The organism is Pseudomonas sp. HMWF032 (assembly GCF_003060885.1).
GTDB lineage: Bacteria > Pseudomonadota > Gammaproteobacteria > Pseudomonadales > Pseudomonadaceae > Aquipseudomonas.
Genome location: NZ_QAIG01000001.1, coordinates 31,125 through 49,242 on the forward strand (window position 1 = coordinate 31,125; position 18,118 = coordinate 49,242).

General features: G+C 57.6%; 18 protein-coding genes and 1 pseudogene. 7 read left to right on the forward strand and 12 right to left on the reverse strand.

Annotated elements, in window-relative coordinates; all coding sequences use genetic code 11:
• The 7 genes from DBR00_RS00165 to DBR00_RS00195 all read right to left on the reverse strand — a co-directional run.
• The coding region (locus tag DBR00_RS00165; RefSeq protein ID WP_256582892.1) for a homogentisate 1,2-dioxygenase at positions 1–938 on the reverse strand (938 nt) is incomplete at its 3' end.
• A 4-nt stretch (positions 939–942) separates the two neighbouring features.
• On the reverse strand, positions 943–2,025 hold the full coding sequence (gene hppD / locus DBR00_RS00170; RefSeq protein WP_108488779.1) for a 4-hydroxyphenylpyruvate dioxygenase: 1,083 nt from the start codon (positions 2,023–2,025) through the stop codon (positions 943–945).
• A 327-nt stretch (positions 2,026–2,352) separates the two neighbouring features.
• Positions 2,353–4,134, reverse strand: coding sequence for an ABC transporter ATP-binding protein (locus DBR00_RS00175; protein ID WP_108488780.1), 1,782 nt, complete (start codon positions 4,132–4,134; stop codon positions 2,353–2,355).
• The gene (locus DBR00_RS00180) at positions 4,127–4,759 is read right to left on the reverse strand and encodes a DsbA family protein (RefSeq protein WP_108488781.1); all 633 of its coding nucleotides are present in this window, start codon (positions 4,757–4,759) and stop codon (positions 4,127–4,129) included. Before DBR00_RS00180 ends, DBR00_RS00175 begins: the two co-directional genes overlap by 8 nt.
• A gap of 2 nt (positions 4,760–4,761) precedes the next feature.
• On the reverse strand, positions 4,762–5,700 hold the full coding sequence (locus DBR00_RS00185) for a rhodanese-related sulfurtransferase (RefSeq protein ID WP_108488782.1): 939 nt from the start codon (positions 5,698–5,700) through the stop codon (positions 4,762–4,764).
• A 307-nt stretch (positions 5,701–6,007) separates the two neighbouring features.
• Positions 6,008–6,301, reverse strand: a complete 294-nt coding sequence (locus DBR00_RS00190) for a BolA family transcriptional regulator (protein ID WP_108488783.1) — start codon at positions 6,299–6,301, stop codon at positions 6,008–6,010.
• Between the two features lie 12 nt (positions 6,302–6,313).
• Positions 6,314–6,814 carry a DUF2059 domain-containing protein gene (locus DBR00_RS00195; protein WP_108488784.1) on the reverse strand — a complete coding sequence of 167 codons (501 nt, stop codon included), beginning with the start codon at positions 6,812–6,814 and terminating at the stop codon, positions 6,314–6,316.
• 257 nt (positions 6,815–7,071) lie between these two features.
• Between DBR00_RS00195 and DBR00_RS00200 the strand changes: the two genes are divergently transcribed.
• The 3 genes from DBR00_RS00200 to DBR00_RS00210 all read left to right on the forward strand — a co-directional run bounded on the left by DBR00_RS00200 (position 7,072) and on the right by DBR00_RS00210 (position 10,209).
• Positions 7,072–8,082, forward strand: a complete 1,011-nt coding sequence (locus DBR00_RS00200) for a DUF2804 domain-containing protein (RefSeq protein WP_108488785.1) — start codon at positions 7,072–7,074, stop codon at positions 8,080–8,082.
• 119 nt (positions 8,083–8,201) lie between these two features.
• Positions 8,202–9,596 (forward strand): class II fumarate hydratase, encoded by a 1,395-nt coding sequence (locus tag DBR00_RS00205; protein ID WP_108488786.1) that lies wholly within the window; start codon positions 8,202–8,204, stop codon positions 9,594–9,596.
• On the forward strand, positions 9,589–10,209 hold the full coding sequence (locus DBR00_RS00210) for an NAD(P)H-dependent oxidoreductase (protein WP_108488787.1): 621 nt from the start codon (positions 9,589–9,591) through the stop codon (positions 10,207–10,209). The genes DBR00_RS00205 and DBR00_RS00210 overlap by 8 nt, the downstream gene beginning before the upstream one ends.
• Here DBR00_RS00210 and DBR00_RS00215 read toward each other — a convergent pair.
• Positions 10,206–10,514, reverse strand: coding sequence for a hypothetical protein (locus DBR00_RS00215; protein ID WP_108488788.1), 309 nt, complete (start codon positions 10,512–10,514; stop codon positions 10,206–10,208). The two genes, DBR00_RS00210 and DBR00_RS00215, sit on opposite strands and share 4 nt — an antisense overlap.
• Entirely contained in the window at positions 10,511–11,482 is a 972-nt protein-coding gene (locus tag DBR00_RS00220) for a DMT family transporter (protein ID WP_108488833.1), read from the reverse strand. Before DBR00_RS00220 ends, DBR00_RS00215 begins: the two co-directional genes overlap by 4 nt.
• A 290-nt stretch (positions 11,483–11,772) precedes the next feature.
• Here DBR00_RS00220 and DBR00_RS00225 point away from each other — a divergent pair, with 290 nt between their 5' ends.
• The 4 genes and pseudogenes from DBR00_RS00225 to DBR00_RS21320 all read left to right on the forward strand — a co-directional run bounded on the left by DBR00_RS00225 (position 11,773) and on the right by DBR00_RS21320 (position 14,624).
• Positions 11,773–11,982 (forward strand): DUF6316 family protein, encoded by a 210-nt coding sequence (locus DBR00_RS00225; RefSeq protein WP_108488789.1) that lies wholly within the window; start codon positions 11,773–11,775, stop codon positions 11,980–11,982.
• A gap of 462 nt (positions 11,983–12,444) precedes the next feature.
• Entirely contained in the window at positions 12,445–12,900 is a 456-nt protein-coding gene (locus DBR00_RS00230; RefSeq protein WP_108488790.1) for a BLUF domain-containing protein, read from the forward strand.
• 377 nt (positions 12,901–13,277) lie between these two features.
• A pseudogene (locus tag DBR00_RS21315) lies at positions 13,278–13,760 on the forward strand (HAMP domain-containing protein); the annotation flags it as partial.
• Between the two features lie 84 nt (positions 13,761–13,844).
• Positions 13,845–14,624: a methyl-accepting chemotaxis protein gene (locus tag DBR00_RS21320; RefSeq protein WP_371920606.1), complete on the forward strand. Its 780-nt coding sequence runs from the start codon at positions 13,845–13,847 to the stop codon at positions 14,622–14,624.
• A 69-nt stretch (positions 14,625–14,693) separates the two neighbouring features.
• Here the strand turns inward: DBR00_RS21320 and DBR00_RS00240 are convergent, their stop codons facing one another.
• The 3 genes from DBR00_RS00240 to DBR00_RS00250 form a co-directional block, all read right to left on the reverse strand.
• Entirely contained in the window at positions 14,694–15,878 is a 1,185-nt protein-coding gene (locus DBR00_RS00240) for a thiolase family protein (protein ID WP_108488792.1), read from the reverse strand.
• A gap of 113 nt (positions 15,879–15,991) precedes the next feature.
• Positions 15,992–17,479 carry a polyphosphate:AMP phosphotransferase gene (pap, locus tag DBR00_RS00245; protein ID WP_108488793.1) on the reverse strand — a complete coding sequence of 496 codons (1,488 nt, stop codon included), beginning with the start codon at positions 17,477–17,479 and terminating at the stop codon, positions 15,992–15,994.
• Positions 17,480–17,554: 75 nt separating this feature from the next.
• Positions 17,555–17,863, reverse strand: coding sequence for a hypothetical protein (locus DBR00_RS00250; RefSeq protein ID WP_108488794.1), 309 nt, complete (start codon positions 17,861–17,863; stop codon positions 17,555–17,557).
• Between the last annotated feature and the right edge of the window lie 255 nt (positions 17,864–18,118).

Below are 18,118 nucleotides of genomic sequence, written 5' to 3' on the forward strand. Positions count from 1 at the left end.
ATGCCCTGCTCAATGTTGTCGCGGCTGAAGAAGTTGCCCCGGTGGTAGAACAGCACTTCATCGTAGTCGTCATTGTTGTGATAGAACGGCACCTTCAACGCGCCGGGGTCGCTTTCCACCGGACGCGGGGTGAAGGTGCAGATCACAAAACCATTGGCGACAAAGGTGGTGTGCGCTGACGGCGGCAGGTGATAGCGGTGGCTCATCAGCGGGCGGATATCGCGCCAGTTGAGGCGCACCACCGTGTTGTCGCCATGCCAGCCGACCACATCCAGCGGGTTGTAGGGGTAAGTCACGGTGCTGATCTGGCCGCGGCGCTTGATGCGAATCTGCCAGGTGTTTTCGTCCTGCTGCGCCTTGAAGGCATCATCGATGCGTGGATGATCAAGCACCGCCGGATCGAAGATCGCCTGCGGGCCGAGCAAACCCTTGTCCGGAAGCTGATAGGCGCCGTCGGTGCTTTCGATCAGCAGCATAAAGGTCGGCTCGCAGGCCTCAATACGCCAGGCGGTTCCGCGGGGGATCAGCAGGTAATCGCCGTCGCGGTAGGTCAAATGACCGAAATCGCAATAGAAGTGCCCTGCTCCCTCATGAATAAACAGCAGGTCATCGCCATCGGCGTTGCGCACCAAATGGCGCATGGCACCAACGGTTTTCCACACGCGCAGTTTTACATCGCTGTTATGCAGGGTCAGCGGCGCGGCCAGCGGGCAGTCGCGCTCGCTGGCAATGGTGTTGAAATTGAACGCGTGCGGGCGCAGTGGCCCCTGCCAGTCGATCCAACCGGTGGGCGGATGCTTGTGGTGCAGGTGCGCGGTGGGGCCGAAAAAGCCCTCGCGGCCCATCTCGCGCTCGTAGGTGCCTTCGGGAAAGTCGCAGTGCGCCTGACGCGAGCACTCGCCTTCACGCAAAGGGAAACGGATCCATTGCCGGCTCATGGCATTACTCCTCGGAGATCACGCCGCGCTTAATCTGGTCTTCTTCAATCGACTCGAACAGCGCCTTGAAGTTGCCCTCACCAAAGCCCTGGTTACCCTTGCGCTGGATGATCTCGAAGAAGATCGGGCCAATCACCGTATTGGTGAAAATCTGCAGAAGGATGCCGTCATCGCCCGGCGCACCGTCGATCAGAATGCTCAATTCACGCAGCACATCGCTCGGCTCACCATGCCCGGCCACGCGGGTGTCGACCTTGTCGTAGTAAGTGCCAGGTGTGACCATAAACTGCACGCCATTGGCCCGCAGCTGGCGTACGGTGGTGTAGATGTCTTCGGTGCTGAGGGCGATATGCTGGATGCCCTCGCCCTGGTACTCGCGGATAAATTCCTCGATCTGCGACTTGTCGTCGGCCGACTCATTGATCGGGATGCGAATCTTGCCGCACGGCGCGGTCATGGCGCGCGACAGCAGGCCGGTGAGCTTACCTTCGATGTCGAAGTAGCGGATCTCGCGGAAGTTGGCGATACGCTCGTAGAAGCCTGACCACACGTCCATCTGCCCACGCTTGACGTTGTGAGTCAGGTGATCCAGCGCTTTCAGGCCGACCGCGTTATCACTGGCGCTGCGCCCTTCGATGTACTCGAAGTCGACGTCGTAGATGGTCTTGTCGCCATAACGATCCACCAGGTACAGCAGCGAACCCCCAATGCCTTCCACACAGGGGATATTCAGCTCGCCGAAATTGGCGTGACTACCGACCAGTTTGGCACCCTGGGATTCTACATAGGCGGCCGCCTGAGCCGCGTTCTGCACACGGAAGGCCATGGCGCAGGCGCTCGGACCGTGCTTCAGACCGAATTCACGCACGTGCCCGGTGGGGCTGCCGTTGAGAACGAAGTTGATGTCGTTTTGCTGGAACAGCCAGACCTCTTTCGAACGGTGCTTGGCCGTTTCGGTAAAGCCCATGGCGGTAAACAGCTCACGCAGCTGCTGGATGCCTTCCGGGGTCGGCGCGGTGTATTCAACGAACTCGAAGCCGTCGGTGCCGATGGGGTTGTGCTGCTGGATCTTGTTCACGGCGTTCATTGCGCCTCCTCGTTGTTGTTTTGATCAACCGCTGCGCGATGCAACGGCGCGGATTGACCTCATAACAACCGAGCACAGCCCTGCTCACAAGCCGGCCCAGAGCGCCCTGCCACAAGTGTGGCCATGGCTTTCGGCAAGTTTTTAATACAGCGAGAGAAACAGCGGGAATGCTGACCGAAAGCACCCACCATGCGTAACGATAAATTTACAAAGCGGTCGATTTAACTGCCAGGCGCGGGGCAGCAGCGCGTCCTGGCAAGGTCATGACCCACGAAAAAGTGTGCAATCAGAAGAAACCGTAAGGTGGATGACGCTTGCCCAGCGCAGCTATAAGTGCTGCAGATGCCCATACAGCTTGGCGTAAAGCCCGCCCTCGGCGATAAGCTGCTGATGCCCGCCGTCTTCGGCGATGCTGCCACCGTCGAATACCAGCACCCGATCGGCCTGCTTAACCGCACTCAGGCGGTGGGCGATGATCAACGTGGTGCGGCCTTGGAGGAATTGATTGAGCGCCTGGTGCAAGGCGTATTCGGTGGCGGCATCCAGGGCCGAGGTGGCCTCATCCAGAATCACCACTTTCGGCTCGGCCAGCACCATGCGGGCAATGGCCAGACGCTGACGCTGACCACCGGACAGACGCACGCCGGAACGCCCGACGATGCTGTCCAGGCCTTGTGGCAAACCGTGAATGGTGTCAGCCAATTGAGCAATCTCCAGCGCACGCCAGCAAGCGTCATCGCCCCGCTCACGCCCCATACACAGGTTGGCGCGCACCGTGTCGTTGAACAGCGCCGGATGCTGCAGCACCACCGCCACGTGCTCTCGCACGCCTTCCAGACCGATTTCTTCCTGGCTGCTGCCGCCAAAGCGGATGGTCCCAGCCTGCGGCGTGTAAAGCCCGAGCAGCAGTTGCACCAGGGTGCTCTTGCCACCGCCACTGGCGCCGACAATGGCGACCTTCTCGCCGGGAGCAATGCTTAGGTTGAGCTGGTTCAGCACCGGTTCATCGTTGTAGGCAAAGGTTAACCCGCTGACTTCGATGCCCACCGTGTCGCGCCCCTTGAACGGATCAACGCGACCGGGGTACTGCGGCTCATCCTTGCGTGCCAGCAGTTCGTTGATCCGCGTCAGCGCACCACCGGCCGCGTAATAGGCGTATTGCAGGCTGAGCAATTGCTCGACCGGACCGATCATAAACCACAGGTAGCTGAACACCGCGAGCATCTGGCCGATCGACAGGTCAGAGAACAGCACAGTGAGCATCGCCGCCGCGCGAAACACGTCGATACCGAACTGGAACAGCAGGCCGCTGGCACGGTTCGAGGCATCGGTTTTCCACTGTGAGGCCACGGCATAGTCGCGTACTTCCTTGGCCCGACCACCCAGGCGACCGAGGAAGAAGCCCTGGCGGTTGCCGGCACGGATTTCCTGAATCGCCTCGAGGGTTTCGGTCAGCGCCTGGGTAAAGCGCGAGGTGCTGTCGTTCTCCAGCTTCTTCAGGTGTTTGACGCGCTTGCCCAGCTGCACCGTGGCGTAGATCACCAGCGGATTGAACAGCAGGATCAGCAACGCCAACTGCCAGTGCATCCAGATCAGGATCGCCGAGGTGCCGGCCAGGGTGAGCATGGCCACCAGAAAGCGACTGAGTGTTTCGCCGACAAACTTATCCAGCGTGTCCAGGTCGGTGACCAAATGCGTGGTCACGGTACCGCCGCCCAGGCTTTCATATTCGCCCAAGGAAATGCGTTTGAGCCGCTCGATCAGTCGAATACGAATGCGGTACACAATGTCCTTCGACAGACGCGCAAACAGCCGCGCCTGCACCACGTTAAAGACCAACGCGCCGCCGCGCAAAAACAGGGTCAGCACCAGCATCAGGCCGATGTAGCCGGCGGCGGTTTCCCAGTGCGCGGGCAGGAAGTTGTCCATGACCTTGAGCGCGGCGTCACCGTCGTTGAGCAGCACTTCGTCGACCAACAGCGGCAGCAACAGCGGGATCGGCACGCTGCATAGGGTCGCCAGCACGGCAACCAGGTTGGCCCAGATCAGCGCCTTCTTGTGCTGCAGGGCCAGCCGACGAACTTCCGCCCAACTCAAACGATCAGGCATGGGCAACCCGCTCCAGCCAGCGCGTCAGCAAGGGCTGCAGCACTTCAAGGGGTTGATAGCCGTTGGTCAGCAGCGCCAGTTGGCCGTTGCGTTCAGCGAGCAGCGTGGGAAAGCCGGCAATGCCCAGATCCTGGGTCCAGCTGAAGTCAGCCGCGGTGGCGGCGCGCTGTGCAGCGCTGTCAAAGGCTTCGGCAAACACGATACGTGGAATCCCGGCGCGCTCGGCCAACTCCACCAACACGCTGGCGCGGGTGACATCCACCCCTTCGGTGTAGAACGCCCGCTGAATCAACCGGGCCAATGGCCAGGTCAATTCAGGTGCCAGGCTGCGCGCAGTGACCAGGGCGCGGCAAGCCGGCTCGGTGTCGTAGACCAAACCCTCAGGCAGTCCGGCATTGAAGTTGAACAACTGCCCAGTGCTGGCATTGACCGCCTGCCAGTAGCCCAGGTAACGCACCCGCGCCGCCGCATCAATGGCCACGCCATCACGGCGCAAGCCACCTAGCACCAGTTCCAGCCCCACACCTGCGGCAGCAGCCTGCTCAGCGAGGGACTCAAGTACCGGGGCAAAACCCCAGCACCATGAACACATCGGGTCCATCACATAGAGCAGGCGTGCGTGCATGCTTAAGCCTCGCGATTTTGTCGGGGGTTGTAGCCCAGCGGGTGCGGCTGATTGCGCTCTTTAGCCAATTCAATCTGCCGTTGACGCTCGCGGGCGCCGGCGCGGGTTTTCTCCGGCAGCGAGTCCCAACAATGCGGACAGCTGACGCCAGGGGTGTAGAACTCGGACTGACGATCTGCCACCGACACCGGGGTGCGGCAGGCGTGGCACTGGTCGTAGTCACCTTCGCTGAGGTCGTGACGCACAGTAACCCGGTTATCGAAGACAAAGCAGTCGCCCTGCCATTTGGTCTCTTCCTGCGGCACTTCTTCGAGGTACTTGAGGATGCCGCCCTTGAGGTGGAATACCTCCTCAAAACCCTCACCGAGCATATAGCTGGAAGCCTTCTCGCAGCGGATGCCGCCGGTGCAGAACATCGCCACTTTCTTGTGTTTGGCCGGGTCGAAGTGCGCCTTGATGTAGTCGGGAAACTCGCGAAACGACTTGGTTTTCGGGTCGACCGCGCCTTCAAAGGTGCCAATCGACACTTCGTAATCGTTGCGCGTATCGATCAGCAGCACGTCGGGATCGCTAATCAGCGCGTTCCAGTCCTTGGGTTCGACGTAGGTACCGACCTTCTGGTTCGGATCAACGCCGGGCACGCCCAGGGTGACGATTTCCTTCTTCAGCTTGACCTTGGTGCGATAGAACGGCTGCTCGTCGCAGTAGGATTCCTTGTGGTCGATGTCGGCCAGGCGCGGGTCCAAGTCAAACCAGGCCATCAGGGCATCAATACCGGCACGCGAGCCGGAGACGGTGCCATTGATGCCCTCTTCGGCCAGCAGCAAGGTGCCCTTTACCGCGTTATCCAGCATGCATTGCAGCAGCGGCTCACGCAGGTTATGGAAGTCAGGCAGGGAAACGAATTTATACAGCGCGGCGACAACGATCTTGTCAGTCATAAGCAAATCCTTCAGTAGTCGCCCACGTAAAGGGCGGACCGGGACACAAACGTGACCAGCAGCGGCTTTGACAGGCTGCTGAGCCACAAACAAAAGCGCCGGCGCTAGGCCGGCGGGGTGCGCAGTTTACTGCCCTTGAGGGGAACCGTGTAGAGGCGAATTGCCTCAGAACCTGCTTACGATCTGCTGCGCGTCGGCCCTGCTGCGTTAAAAGCAGACTCGGATGCTCATGTACAACTCGTACACTCCGCTTCCTCGCCTGCTTTTGCCTTACGGCGCTCTAGCTCGCGAGATCGAAAGCAGGTTCTCAGTGGCCGCCCTTGCAGGTCGGCGAAGCCGGAGCCACGCCCTGCTGTGACCACTCATCGGGTGTATAGGTATGCAGTGCCAGGGCATGGATCTGCCCCATAAGCTCGCCTACGGCGGCATAGACCTTCTGATGCCGCTTGACCGCATTCAGGCCGGCGAAATGCTCGCTGACGATCACCGCCTTGTAATGGGTTTCCAGCCCCCGGCTGTGCATATGGCTTTCATCCAGCACATCGAGCTGCTGGGGCTGCAAGCTTGCCAGAGCGGCCTGCAACAAATCGATCTTCGGCATAGGGACTATCACTCAGGGCTTCTTTGGAGTCAGCTTGGTGGTCATTTCCGCCAATAGCTGATTGACCTTGGGTACGGCGGTTTCCAGCTTGCCCTGAGTCAGCTGCGCCGACTGTGCGGTCAGCGTTGGCATTTTCTCCAGGACTTTCTTGCCCAGCGGCGACTCGTAGAAACGGATCAGGTCCTTCATTTCCTGCTCGTTGAAGTTGCTGGTGTAGAGCTTGACCATATCCGGCTTGAGCTTGTCCCAACCCACGGCTTGTTCCAGAGCCGTATTGGCCTGGGCCTGGTAGGTTTCCAGCACAGCCTTCTCGCTCTGCGGCGCATTGCTCTCGGCAAAGCGCTGGGCAAACATCTGCTGCACCTGGGCAAACACCGGTACAGCGAGCTTGTCAGCACGGGCCAGTACGAGGAAACGCTCGGCATCAGCAGCGTGGCCCTTGGCATCGGCGAGCACCTGAGCACTACCGCACGTCAGTATTAGGGCAGCGCAAAAGGCAGGTAAACGTGACATGTACTACTCCTGAATGAGAGAAGAGCCGTGTTTGACTCACTTTGCGGCATTTTGTGCCCAAGGGCTTGTCCTACTCAAGCCTGCACGCCGCTTTGACCAGATCAAGCTACAACTGTGCACTGGCGCACAACCTGCTTAAAGTTCAAAATGCCAGTAATTGCTGTGTTGATGTGCACCTGTGCATGCTCACAGCATTGGCCATCTCTGTTTCAGCGCACCGCCAGACTCGTAAGGTTGCGCACACATGGACGTGTTTGATGAACAGCTTTACTCATCCCGAACCCTTCGCCGCTATTGCCCTGTGCGATAGTCATGGCCAGTTGAACCCTCAGGCGGTTGGCTGGGCACCCAGGCCAATGGTCAACTGTGCCATTCCCGGTAACCTGGGCCGCCGAAAACGCTGGAATCACTGGTGCATCACCACCCCACAGTGGATGCTTGCGTTCACCATTGCCGACCTGGATTACCTGGGCTACGCCGCGGCCTACTTTCTGGACCTACAGTCTGGACAAGGCATGGCCTACAGCCAATTCCGCCTGTTCGGCCGAGGCTGCGAGCTGCCGGATCACCCCCAGATCAGCCATGAGTTCAACCACCCTCGCCTGCAATTGCGTGTGTCGGAACATACTGGCCGTACCCGTATCACCATTAACGCACCTGACCTCGGCGGGCAGCCGTTACAGGCATCACTGGATATCCAACGCCCCGCCCACCTTGACTCAGTGAACCTGGTGGCTCCACTCAAAGGAAAGTGCTTTCACGCCACAAGCCGGCAACTGGGCCTCCCCTGCTGTGGAACAGTGCAGTTGGGTAAACGCCAATATGGTTGTCTACCTGGGCAGAGTTTTGCTTCCTTGGACTTCGGTCGCGGTGTCTGGCCGCTTAATAGCCATTGGACGCGGGCGGCCTTTGCGGCACCGGGTGGCATCGCTGGCAATTTCGGCGCTGGCTGGACAGATCATAGCGGGCTCTCCGAAAACACCTTGTGGTTTGGCGGTGAACTGCTGCACCTGGACAGCCCTATCGCCATCACCCAAGGCCCGAACACCAGCCTGGCGCCCTGGCAACTGCGCAGCCAGGATGATGCCGTACAACTGACATTTTCCCCGCGCCAGCGCCACCAGGCCTACCGCCGGCTTGGGCCGTTCTTTGCTGACACGCAGCAGTGGTTTGGGCATTTCGAGGGGGTTCTGCGCGGCCCGGAAGGTGAGCGCGTACCCGTCAACAACGCCCTTGGCTGGCTCGGTGAAACCCGCGCCCGCTGGTAGTTAACTGCGGCATTTGAACCTCTGCTGATGCACAGCGACCTAAGCTGAGATACGCCCAGGCTGGCAGTCGCTGGCCTGGCAATCCCTATGCTGCATGCGCAACCATCAGGAGAGCCACCATGAGCCGCACTGAAACCGACAGCCTGGGTTCCATCGAAGTACCCGATGAAGCCTATTGGGGCGCGCAAACCCAACGCTCGCTGATCAACTTCGCCATCGGTCAGGAGCACATGCCCTTACCGGTCGTGCATGCCCTGGCGCTGATCAAGAAAGCCGCCGCGCGGGTCAATCAGCGTATCGGTGAGTTGCCGGCCGACCTGGCCCGACTGATCGAGGAGGCCGCCAATGAAGTCTTGGCCGGCCAACATGATGAGCAATTTCCCCTGGTGGTCTGGCAGACCGGCAGCGGCACGCAAAGCAACATGAACGTCAACGAGGTGATTGCCGGGCGGGCCAACGAACTGGCGGGCAACGACCGTGGCGGTAAAACGCCGGTGCACCCCAACGACCACGTCAACCGCGCGCAAAGCTCCAACGACAGCTTTCCCACCGCCATGCATATCGCCGCCGTGCACGCCGTGCAGCAGCAATTGCTGCCCGCCTTGCGCGAACTGCGTGCTGGACTGCAGGAACAAGCTGAACGGCATGCGCGGCAGGTCAAAACCGGGCGCACACACATGATGGATGCTACACCGATGACCTTCGGCCAGGAGCTATCGGCCTTTGTCGCGCAGCTAGGTTATGCCGAACATACTATCCAGGCCGCTCTGCCGGCCGTCTGCGAACTGGCCCAAGGGGGGACAGCTGTGGGCACTGGGTTGAACTCACCACAGGGTTTTGCCGATGCTATGGCTGCCGAACTGGCCGCTTTGAGTGGCCTGCCACTGGTCAGTGCGCCGAACAAGTTTGCCGCCCTCGCCGGCCACGAACCGCTGGTGGCGCTCTCAGGTGCCTTGAAAACCCTGGCAGTGGCCCTTATGAAACTGGCTAACGATCTGCGGTTGCTGGGCTCCGGCCCTCGCGCAGGCTTGGCCGAGGTGCGTTTACCGGCCAATGAACCGGGCAGTTCAATCATGCCAGGCAAAGTCAACCCAACCCAATGCGAGGCGCTGTCGATGCTGGCATGCCAGGTATTGGGGAACGACACCACGATTGCCTTTGCCGCTAGCCAGGGCCATCTGCAACTCAACGTGTTCAAACCGGTGATCATTCACAACTTGCTGCAATCGATACGTTTATTGGCGGACGGCTGCCATAACTTCCAGCAGCACTGCGTCGCGGGCCTGCAACCGGACGCAGGGAAAATGGCCGAGCACCTGGAACACGGTCTGATGCTGGTCACCGCACTGAACCCGCATATCGGCTACGACAAGGCCGCAAAAATCGCCAAGCTGGCCTATCAGGATGGCACTACCCTGCGTGACGCAGCGCTGCAACTGGGCTACCTGAGCAATGAACAATTCGACGCCTGGGTGCGTCCCGAAAACATGCTGGAGGCGGGTCAACATGAGTGACGCAGTAAAGAGCGGCGCAACACCACTGGAAGGTGATGGTAAACGCATCCTGATGATTTTCGGCACACCCAAGGCCAACAGTTTCTGCCATGCCCTCGGTGAAGCCTATGCTCAAGGCGCACGCCGCAAGGGCCACGTGGTACGCCAGCTGAAGCTGGGTGAAATGGACTACGACCCAGTACTGCGCGACGGCTATGAGCAAAGCCAGCCACTGGAACCCGACCTACTGGAAGCACAGCGGCAGATTCATTGGGCCGAACACCTGGTATTCGTCTATCCGGTCTGGTGGGGAGGTATTCCCGCACTGCTCAAGGGCTTCTTCGACCGCACCTTTCTACCAGGCTTCGCCTTCAAGTACCGCAACCGCTCGCAACTCTGGGACAAGCTGCTGACGGGACGCACTGCCGACCTGCTGGTGACCATGGATACGCCGCCCTGGTACTTCCGCTGGATCTACGGTGCGCCTGGGCATCGGCAGATGACCCGCACCATCCTCGGTTTCAGCGGCATCAAAACCCGCCGCCTGGCCGAATTTGCGCCGGTACGCCCCTCGAGCGAAGAACAGCGCCAAAGCTGGTTGCGCCGCGCGGAAAACCTTGGCGGCAAAGCCTAGTCGCCGAGGTACTCACGGGCTTTCAAACCGACATAACGCCGACCGGGGTTATCTTCACTGGCGCTCCACTCCTCAGGGGAAAACAGCTGGAACAGGCCAATGCGGCAGAGCGTAGGAACGGCCAACGCCAACTCACGCTCGACCTCGCCGCGCTCACCCTGGTTGTACAGTTCGATATTGTGCAGCATGGTGGCGACCGTACCCGTCTGGACTCGGCTGCCATCACGCAAGGTCACCGCCGGTAAAGACGGCTCTCCGGCAGCCAGTATCTTGCCGTTGACTCGCGCCAGTTCATCGGTACTCATTTCAGGGCTCCTACAGGCATCACGCCGCTCTTGCGGGCTTTCCAGCTGGCGACCAGGGATGGGCCGAGCGCCGTCAACGCTGACCCCAGCACCACCAGTACTGCGCCACCATAGGCTAACCAGTTGATCTGCTCAGGCTGCACATGATCAGGCCACCAGCTGGCAGCCAGCGCCACCGAGGCAAACGTCACCAACGGGGTAATCGCCAATGCCGCACTGACCCGCGAAGCCTCCCAATGCGCCAACGCTTCGGCAAACGCGCCATAAGCCACCAGCGTGTTCAGGCAACAGGCAAACAGCAGCCAACCCTGCAGCGGGCTCAACTCCAACGCTTGCAGCGGATGTGCCCAAGGCGTCAGCAGCATGGCGCAGGCCAGGTAGATCACCATCATCACCTGCAGCGAGTTCCACACCGTCAGCAACTGTTTCTGCGCCAAGCCATAGAACGCCCAGACAAACGCCGCCAGCAGCACGATCAACACACCGGTGGTGTAGGCCGTCAGTGAAGTCAGCAGCTCATCCAGACGTTGATTAAAGAACAAGACAAAACCGATCAGCAGCACCAACAAGCCCAGCCCCTGGCCAAGGCTGAAACGCTCGCGGAAGACAAACAGACTGCTGATCAACAACAAAATTGGCGCAACCTGAATCACCAGCTGCGTAGTACCGGGGCTGAGCAAATTGAGGCCAACCAGATAAAGCACATAGTTGGCGGTCAACCCGGCTATCGCCAGCAGCAACAGCCATACGCCCTTCTTGCCCAACGGACGGAAGGCGGGCAAGCGTTTGCTGGCCGCCAGATAGGCGAGCAGGATAGAGCCGGAAACCAGCAAGCGAAACCAGGTCACCGTAACCGGGTCCATCACCTGCAGCACTTCCTTGAGCTTGATCGGCAGTACGCCCCATAACAACGCCGTTAACAGTGCCAGGAACAACCCATACAGCCAACGACCGGAGGAAACATGCATAAACGCCTCTAAACCCAGCGCTACAACCATCGACTGATGCAGGTTGCAGCCGCAAACCAGCATTCTAGGCCGCGCCCATGGACCGGCACAGCCACAGCTAGGCAGTGCTATTCACTGCAACTGTACTGATAGCCAGGCAACATCAAGTCACCCAATTGACGCCAAAAATACAAAATCAAGGAAAAAGATGGCGATATTCGGCGAAAACGACCATTTGTCGTTAAATTCAGCAGCCAGAAAAACGCCGTTTAGACTGATTTTCATCAGCTCATCTTGCGGGAGGTTCATCCATGTTCGGTCAACGTAATGTCGATCACAGCCCTGGCACCCACTACCGCAGTGAACGCGTTAGCGCGGTCAACGGCCAATACTTCTTCTCCACCCGCGAGGGCACCCTGGAAGGCCCCTACTTCAACCGAACGGATGCCGAGCGAGAGATTGCCTTTTATATCCGTCGAATGGCTCAGGCCAACGAGATCATCGAAAGCCGTGCATTCTGAATCACCCCAGCCAGCCCTCTCTAAGCCAGTGAGGGCCATAGAACGGGGCTTGCAACAGGCCTTTAACCTGACCTCAACAGAGCTTTTCAGAAAAAAGCGCCAATGTAGTCGCCCTCATCATGACGGTGATGGTATCGCCACACGAGATCCAGTTCAGGTAATGGCCCGCCTGTAGCGAAAGGCTTACATACCATGGCTGCAATGCCGATAGGGGTAAGCGTATATCTCATGCAGCAATGGTTTGTCGTAGAAATACATTCGGCGAATTCTGCCCACCATTTCCATGCAGATCCCCTGTTTTCTCCTACTCAAAAAACGAGCGGAGGCAGTTGAACACCCGCCTCGATAAGCTGCGCAGCATGAATACTCCTGTGCTCAGTCAAGCCTACTCCCGCCGCGAGATGGTCTACAATTTAACCTATTCCTATGCTAACGGTTCTCATTACATCGGAGGGCTGAACTATGATTGAGCTTTGTTATGTCAGTAGTGCCAATGAGAGATACAAATCAAAAGATTTGGTGCAGTTATTGACCCAGGCAAGAGCAAAAAATCAGCGTCTTGGCATTACGGGTCTATTACTCTATGACGGAACCGGCACCTTTATTCAGGCCCTTGAAGGTGATAATAAAATAATAGAGTCGTTATTTGATGTTATCAAAGCCGATAGCCGGCACAAGAGAGTCAATTTGCTCGGTATCCACGAAATCCACGAGCGTTCGTTTGGGGGCTGGAGTATGGGTTTTCGCTCATTAGATCATCCTGAAATAACCAGCCTGAATGGTTTTTCTGAGTTTTTGAATGTTTCGCCAGATACTTTTAATCAAAAAGTACAAACGAAATCAGGTTTTGCTTTAAGGATGTTGTCTTACTTTAGGCAGCAGGCATTGGCTGAGACAGAAGATAAACATGATATTTAATTGTTACTTAGGTTGAGGTTGAATATATGCTGTCGCTCTTGAAGATATCTCATAAAGTCTATTTGATGGGTGTTGTGCAGTTAGGCTTGCTGATTTTAATCGGAGGTATTTCAATAGCGCAGATGGCGAAAATAGGCACTCAAATACTTGAAGTTGCCGAAGAGGATATTCCTCTGACGCGAAAAATTACGAAAACAACTGACTACCAGTTACAACAAGCTATTGTTTTAGAAAGAGTCTTCTTTAAAGCCACCTTAGTGAAGGAAGGTTACTCAGGTGCCCAGTCTGAATTGGATAAAAATATTCAAAAGGTTTCTGAGTACCAAAAGAGCGCCCAGGCAGAATTGAATAACGCGAAGAACTTTGCACAGGACGCAATGAGCAAGTTACATACCGAAACAGCCAAGACAGAGTATCGCGCAATAGTTTCTGACCTTGCGGCAGTTTCGTCTGAATTGACCGTACTGGAGGGGCTAACGGCTAAAGTTATCAGCTCTGCCAGGGCTGGCGATATTGACAGCGTTATCGAGCAGGCCAAAGTCATTGAAGCACTGGAAGCTGAAGTCAATGCTCAACTTATCGAGTTGCTAGACACTATCCAAAATTTCACTCAGCGGTCTGTATCGCAGGCTGAGGCCGATGAGCAGTCTGCCATCGAACTCATTGCCGGCCTGTTCATCGTGTCGCTTGCTCTTTCGATTGCGCTGCCATTTCTCATAAGCCGTTCCATTGTTGTCCCTATCAACAACCTACTCACTAGGCTTAGAGAGGTTGCTGATGGCGACGGCGATTTGCGCCTGCGTCTTGATGACTCTGCAAAAGATGAAACCGGCGAGGTGGCTAAAGCCTTTAATAAATTTATGATGGTGTTGAATAAGGTTATCAAAAGTGTGTCCACTCAGGCTGATGAGCTTGGGACTTCGGCAGAAGTCAGCCTTAGGGTGATGGAGATTACCGTTAAGAACGTAGATACACAGCATCGTGAAACGGAGCAAGTGGCAGCGGCTGTTGAAGAAATGAGCGCCACCACTAATGAGATTGCCAGAACTACCAACGAAGCCAGTCAGGTAGCCGACGCAGTTCGAGATAAAGTTCGTGAAGGCCAGAATATTGCTCAGAACACACAAAAAATCATAGAACAGCTGGCCACTGAGGTAGAGCAGGCGGCCGAAGTTATTTCAGGTTTAATGGCGGAAACCAACAATATTGGCCAAGTGACGGATACCATACAGTCCATCGCCGAGCAAACTAACCTACTGGCCCTGAATGCTGCCATTGAAGCCGCTAGGGCGGGTGACAGCGGGCGCGGGTTTGCTGTAGTGGCTGACGAAGTGCGCTCTCTTGCAAAACGCACAAGAGATTCAACTGTGGATATTCAGGGGTTGGTGCAGCGACTGCAAGAGCAAGCCAATAAAGCTGTTAATAGCATGGCCAGCGGTAAAAGAAGTACTTCCCTGTGCTTTGAAAAAGTCGTTGAGACTACCAAAGCGTTTGACGATGTATCGACTGCCGTTGATGGGATTTCTGATCTAAATACGCAAGTTGCTGCGGCGTCAGAGCAGCAGGCTTTCGTGTCTCAAGAGATCAACAACACGCTGTTGAGAATAACCCATATTGCTCAGCAAACCGCCGACGGTGCCCGAGAGACTTCTGATGCCAGTGAAAAAATTGCCAAGCGTTTGATTGATTTGCATACCAATATCAACATTTTCAAAACTTCGTAAATATTGAATACAAAGACCAGCCAATAAAAAACCGCGACACGTCGCGGTTTTTTATTGGACGCAGGACGATCAGCGCACGGCTTCAAACAACCCGGTCGCGCCCATGCCGCCGCCCACACACATGGTGACGATGCCGTAACGCAGGTTACGTCGCTGCAGCTCACGCACCAGATGACCAACCTGGCGCGAGCCGGTCATACCGAACGGATGGCCGATGGAAATCGAGCCGCCATTGACGTTGTACTTGGCGTTGTCAATTTCCAGACGGTCGCGCGCGTACAGGCACTGCGAAGCAAACGCCTCGTTAAGCTCCCAGAGGTCGATATCGGCAACACTCAGACCCTTGGCCTTGAGCAGCTTAGGCACCGAGAACACCGGACCAATGCCCATCTCATCCGGCTCGCAGCCGGCGGCCACAAAGCCGCGGAAGAACGCCAGCGGCTTGAGGCCTAGTTCGATGGCTTTTTCCAGGCTCATCACCAGAGTCATCGAGGCGCCATCGGACAGCTGCGAGGCATTGCCAGCGGTGACCGACCCGTCGTCGGCAAATACCGGTTTGAGCGCGGCCAGGCTTTCCAGAGTGGTGTCGGCACGGTTGCAGTCGTCGTGAGCGACGATGCCATCGATGATGCTCTTCTCGCCGGTGGCTTTGTCTTCGACCTGATACTTGACGTGCATCGGCACGATCTCATCATCGAACAGAGCTTCAGCCTGCGCCCGCGCAGTGCGCTGCTGGCTCTGCAGGGCATAGGCATCCTGGGCTTCGCGGCTGACGTTGTAACGACGAGCGACGATCTCGGCGGTCTGACCCATGGGGTAATAGATACCCGGCAGATCTTTTTGCAGCACCGGGTTGAACAGGTTCTGCGTGTTCATGCTTTTCAGGGTCATGGTGATCGACTCGACGCCACCCGCCACGATCACATCGCTGCAACCCGACGCCACCTGATTGGCTGCAATCGCAATGGCCTGCAGGCCCGAGGAGCAGAAACGGTTGAGGGTCATGCCCGCCACATTGGTGCCCAGGCCGGACAGCACGGCCACGTTACGACCAATGTTCATGCCCTGAGCGCCTTCATTGGAGCCGGCACCAACGATGCAGTCATCCACCAGCGCCGGGTCGATACCGGTGCGCGCCAGCAGTGCATTGACGCAGTGAGCCGCCATGTCGTCTGGACGGGTCAGATTGAACTTGCCACGAAAGGACTTGGCCAAACCAGTCCGTACGCTGTCAACGATCACCACTTCACGCATGTCGCACCTCATTGTAATTGGGTTGAGTTGCCAACAAGAATAAAGCTGGACAATCTCACTCAGCGACAATCATTCATCAGCCGTATGCGCGACCATCCTGTTGCCCGTGTAACTCAGTCTTTGCCGAATGCGGCCTCAAGCGCTTCATTGATAGTGCGCAGCACCTTGATCCGGGCAAAGCGCTTGTCATTGGCTTCCACTAACGTCCACGGGGCGATCTCGGTGCTGGTGCGATCGACCATATCGCCAATTGCATCGCGGTACAGCGGCCATTTCTCGCGATTGCGCCAGTCTTCTTCGGTGATTTTGAAACGCTTGAAAGGAATCTGCTCGCGCGCCTTGAAGCGTTCCAGCTGGGTTTGCTGATCGATCGACAGCCAGAACTTCACCAACACCACGCCGGCTTCGCTGAGCTGCTCTTCGAAGTCATTGATCTCGCCATAGGCGCGCAGCCAGTCGCCGGTGCTGCAAAAGCCCTCGACCCGTTCCACCAACACTCGGCCATACCAGGAGCGGTCAAACACGGTGAACTTGCCGCGCGGCGGAATGTGCCGCCAGAAACGCCACAGATAGGGCTGCGCGCGCTCTTCTTCGGTCGGCGCGGCAACCGGGACGATGCGGTACTGACGGGGATCGAGCGCACCAATCACCCGACGAATCGCCCCACCCTTGCCGGCCGCATCATTGCCTTCGAACACTGCAATCAACGAATGGCGACGCATGCGCTTATCACGCATCAGGCTGGACAAGCGAGCCTGTTCGATAACCAACTGTTCAGCGTACAACTCCTTATCCAGCGCCTGACTCATGTCCAGGCTGTCGATCAGCCCGCGCTGATCGAGACTGGAGGTCAACGGCGCAGCATGAGGATGGGGCACGGGGCGCGTCTTGGCCTTCAACGCGGCTTGCAAGCCATCGAGCAGAATGCGCCCGACCGTCAGGCTGCGGTAATACTCATCCACGCCTTCCACCACATACCAGGGCGCGTAGTCGCGACTGGTGCGGCGCAACACACGCTCGCCGACACGTACAAATTTGTCGTAGGTTTTTGATTGCTGCCAGTCCAGCGGACTGATCCGCCAGCTGTGCAGCGGGTCATCCTGCAGCGCCTTGAGGCGCGCTTTCATCTGCAGCTTGGATAGATGGAACCAGAACTTGAAGATCAGCGTACCCTCATCGCAGAGCATGCGCTCCATCCCCAGGGTGCTATCGATGGCCTGGTCAAGCACGGCATTCTTAATCCGCCCATGCACCCGCCCCTGCAGCATCTGGCTGTACCAGTTACCAAAGAAGATGCCGATACGCCCCTTGGGGGGCAGTTGCCGCCAGTAACGCCAGGCCGGCGGTCGCGCCAGCTCCTCATCGGTCTGCTGGTCGAAGGTATTGACCTGAATCAGCCGCGCATCCATCCACTCGTTAAGCAGCTTGACCGTCTCTCCCTTACCCGCACCTTCGATCCCGTTGATCAGAATAAGCACGGCAAAACGTCCTTGCTGCTGCAACTCGTACTGCGCCTCAAGCAACGCTTCGCGCAGCGCGGGAGCCTCGGCTTCAAAAGTTTCTTTATCAATACGGCGGCCGATCTCGGCGGATTCGAACATAGCCCACTCCCTGACATTATCGTTTGAGCCTAGCGGATCGGCAGTGGCTTTGGCCAAAGCTATTGCGGGATTCATTCAGCGCCGAGTGATCAGCCCCTGCTTGGCTACACGCGTCAACTGACGCACGGTTTCATCCAGCTGCGCGGCCGTTGGCGCCTGGATCACCGCCATATCGAAATGATTGCTGGCAAAGCGCGCAAGCGACTCGCCATCGTGAACGAAGTTGATCAGAAAGGTCCGCGGCCCTGCCCAGCGCTTGGGCCAGCCATCGAGATAGCGCAACAGCGTCGGCTGATGGCTACCGCCAAGGAGTATTTTCGGATTGCGCAGGGTCAGCCCAGAGGTGATCGGGGCCAGGCGAATAAGCGGTTGGGGACAGTGCATCGATATGTCTCCGCCTCATTGAGTCCGCTGGGCAGCGGTGAGAGGCGACACCGAACCAGCGCTTTAGCGGAATTTCAAAGCCTCCAAGAGAGTACTTCTCAGGGCGCTGCAATCAGCAGGTAACCCGGCGCCCCGCAAGTAGCTGTTTAAATCGGCGCTGGGTCAGCATCCTAGAGAAGCACGCGCAAAACTGTCAAGGCAGCGGCGCGCCCAACCGCCACCCAACCTTCGATTGGAAAAGCAGATAAACAGCCT

Excerpts from the sequence above, each read along its gene's own strand:
- DBR00_RS00180 (WP_108488781.1), bottom strand. The coding sequence starts at position 4,759 with ATGCACGCACGCCTGCTCTATGTGATGGACCCGATGTGTTCATGGTGC.
- DBR00_RS00200 (WP_108488785.1), top strand. The coding sequence starts at position 7,072 with ATGAACAGCTTTACTCATCCCGAACCCTTCGCCGCTATTGCCCTGTGC.
- DBR00_RS00195 (WP_108488784.1), bottom strand. The coding sequence starts at position 6,814 with ATGTCACGTTTACCTGCCTTTTGCGCTGCCCTAATACTGACGTGCGGT.
- DBR00_RS00240 (WP_108488792.1), bottom strand. The coding sequence starts at position 15,878 with ATGCGTGAAGTGGTGATCGTTGACAGCGTACGGACTGGTTTGGCCAAG.
- DBR00_RS00205 (WP_108488786.1), top strand. The coding sequence starts at position 8,202 with ATGAGCCGCACTGAAACCGACAGCCTGGGTTCCATCGAAGTACCCGAT.
- hppD (WP_108488779.1), bottom strand. The coding sequence starts at position 2,025 with ATGAACGCCGTGAACAAGATCCAGCAGCACAACCCCATCGGCACCGAC.
- DBR00_RS00210 (WP_108488787.1), top strand. The coding sequence starts at position 9,589 with ATGAGTGACGCAGTAAAGAGCGGCGCAACACCACTGGAAGGTGATGGT.
- DBR00_RS00190 (WP_108488783.1), bottom strand. The coding sequence starts at position 6,301 with ATGCCGAAGATCGATTTGTTGCAGGCCGCTCTGGCAAGCTTGCAGCCC.
- DBR00_RS00220 (WP_108488833.1), bottom strand. The coding sequence starts at position 11,482 with ATGCATGTTTCCTCCGGTCGTTGGCTGTATGGGTTGTTCCTGGCACTG.
- DBR00_RS00175 (WP_108488780.1), bottom strand. The coding sequence starts at position 4,134 with ATGCCTGATCGTTTGAGTTGGGCGGAAGTTCGTCGGCTGGCCCTGCAG.
- DBR00_RS00215 (WP_108488788.1), bottom strand. The coding sequence starts at position 10,514 with ATGAGTACCGATGAACTGGCGCGAGTCAACGGCAAGATACTGGCTGCC.
- DBR00_RS00225 (WP_108488789.1), top strand. The coding sequence starts at position 11,773 with ATGTTCGGTCAACGTAATGTCGATCACAGCCCTGGCACCCACTACCGC.
- pap (WP_108488793.1), bottom strand. The coding sequence starts at position 17,479 with ATGTTCGAATCCGCCGAGATCGGCCGCCGTATTGATAAAGAAACTTTT.
- DBR00_RS00250 (WP_108488794.1), bottom strand. The coding sequence starts at position 17,863 with ATGCACTGTCCCCAACCGCTTATTCGCCTGGCCCCGATCACCTCTGGG.
- DBR00_RS00230 (WP_108488790.1), top strand. The coding sequence starts at position 12,445 with ATGATTGAGCTTTGTTATGTCAGTAGTGCCAATGAGAGATACAAATCA.
- DBR00_RS00185 (WP_108488782.1), bottom strand. The coding sequence starts at position 5,700 with ATGACTGACAAGATCGTTGTCGCCGCGCTGTATAAATTCGTTTCCCTG.
- DBR00_RS21320 (WP_371920606.1), top strand. The coding sequence starts at position 13,845 with ATGGAGATTACCGTTAAGAACGTAGATACACAGCATCGTGAAACGGAG.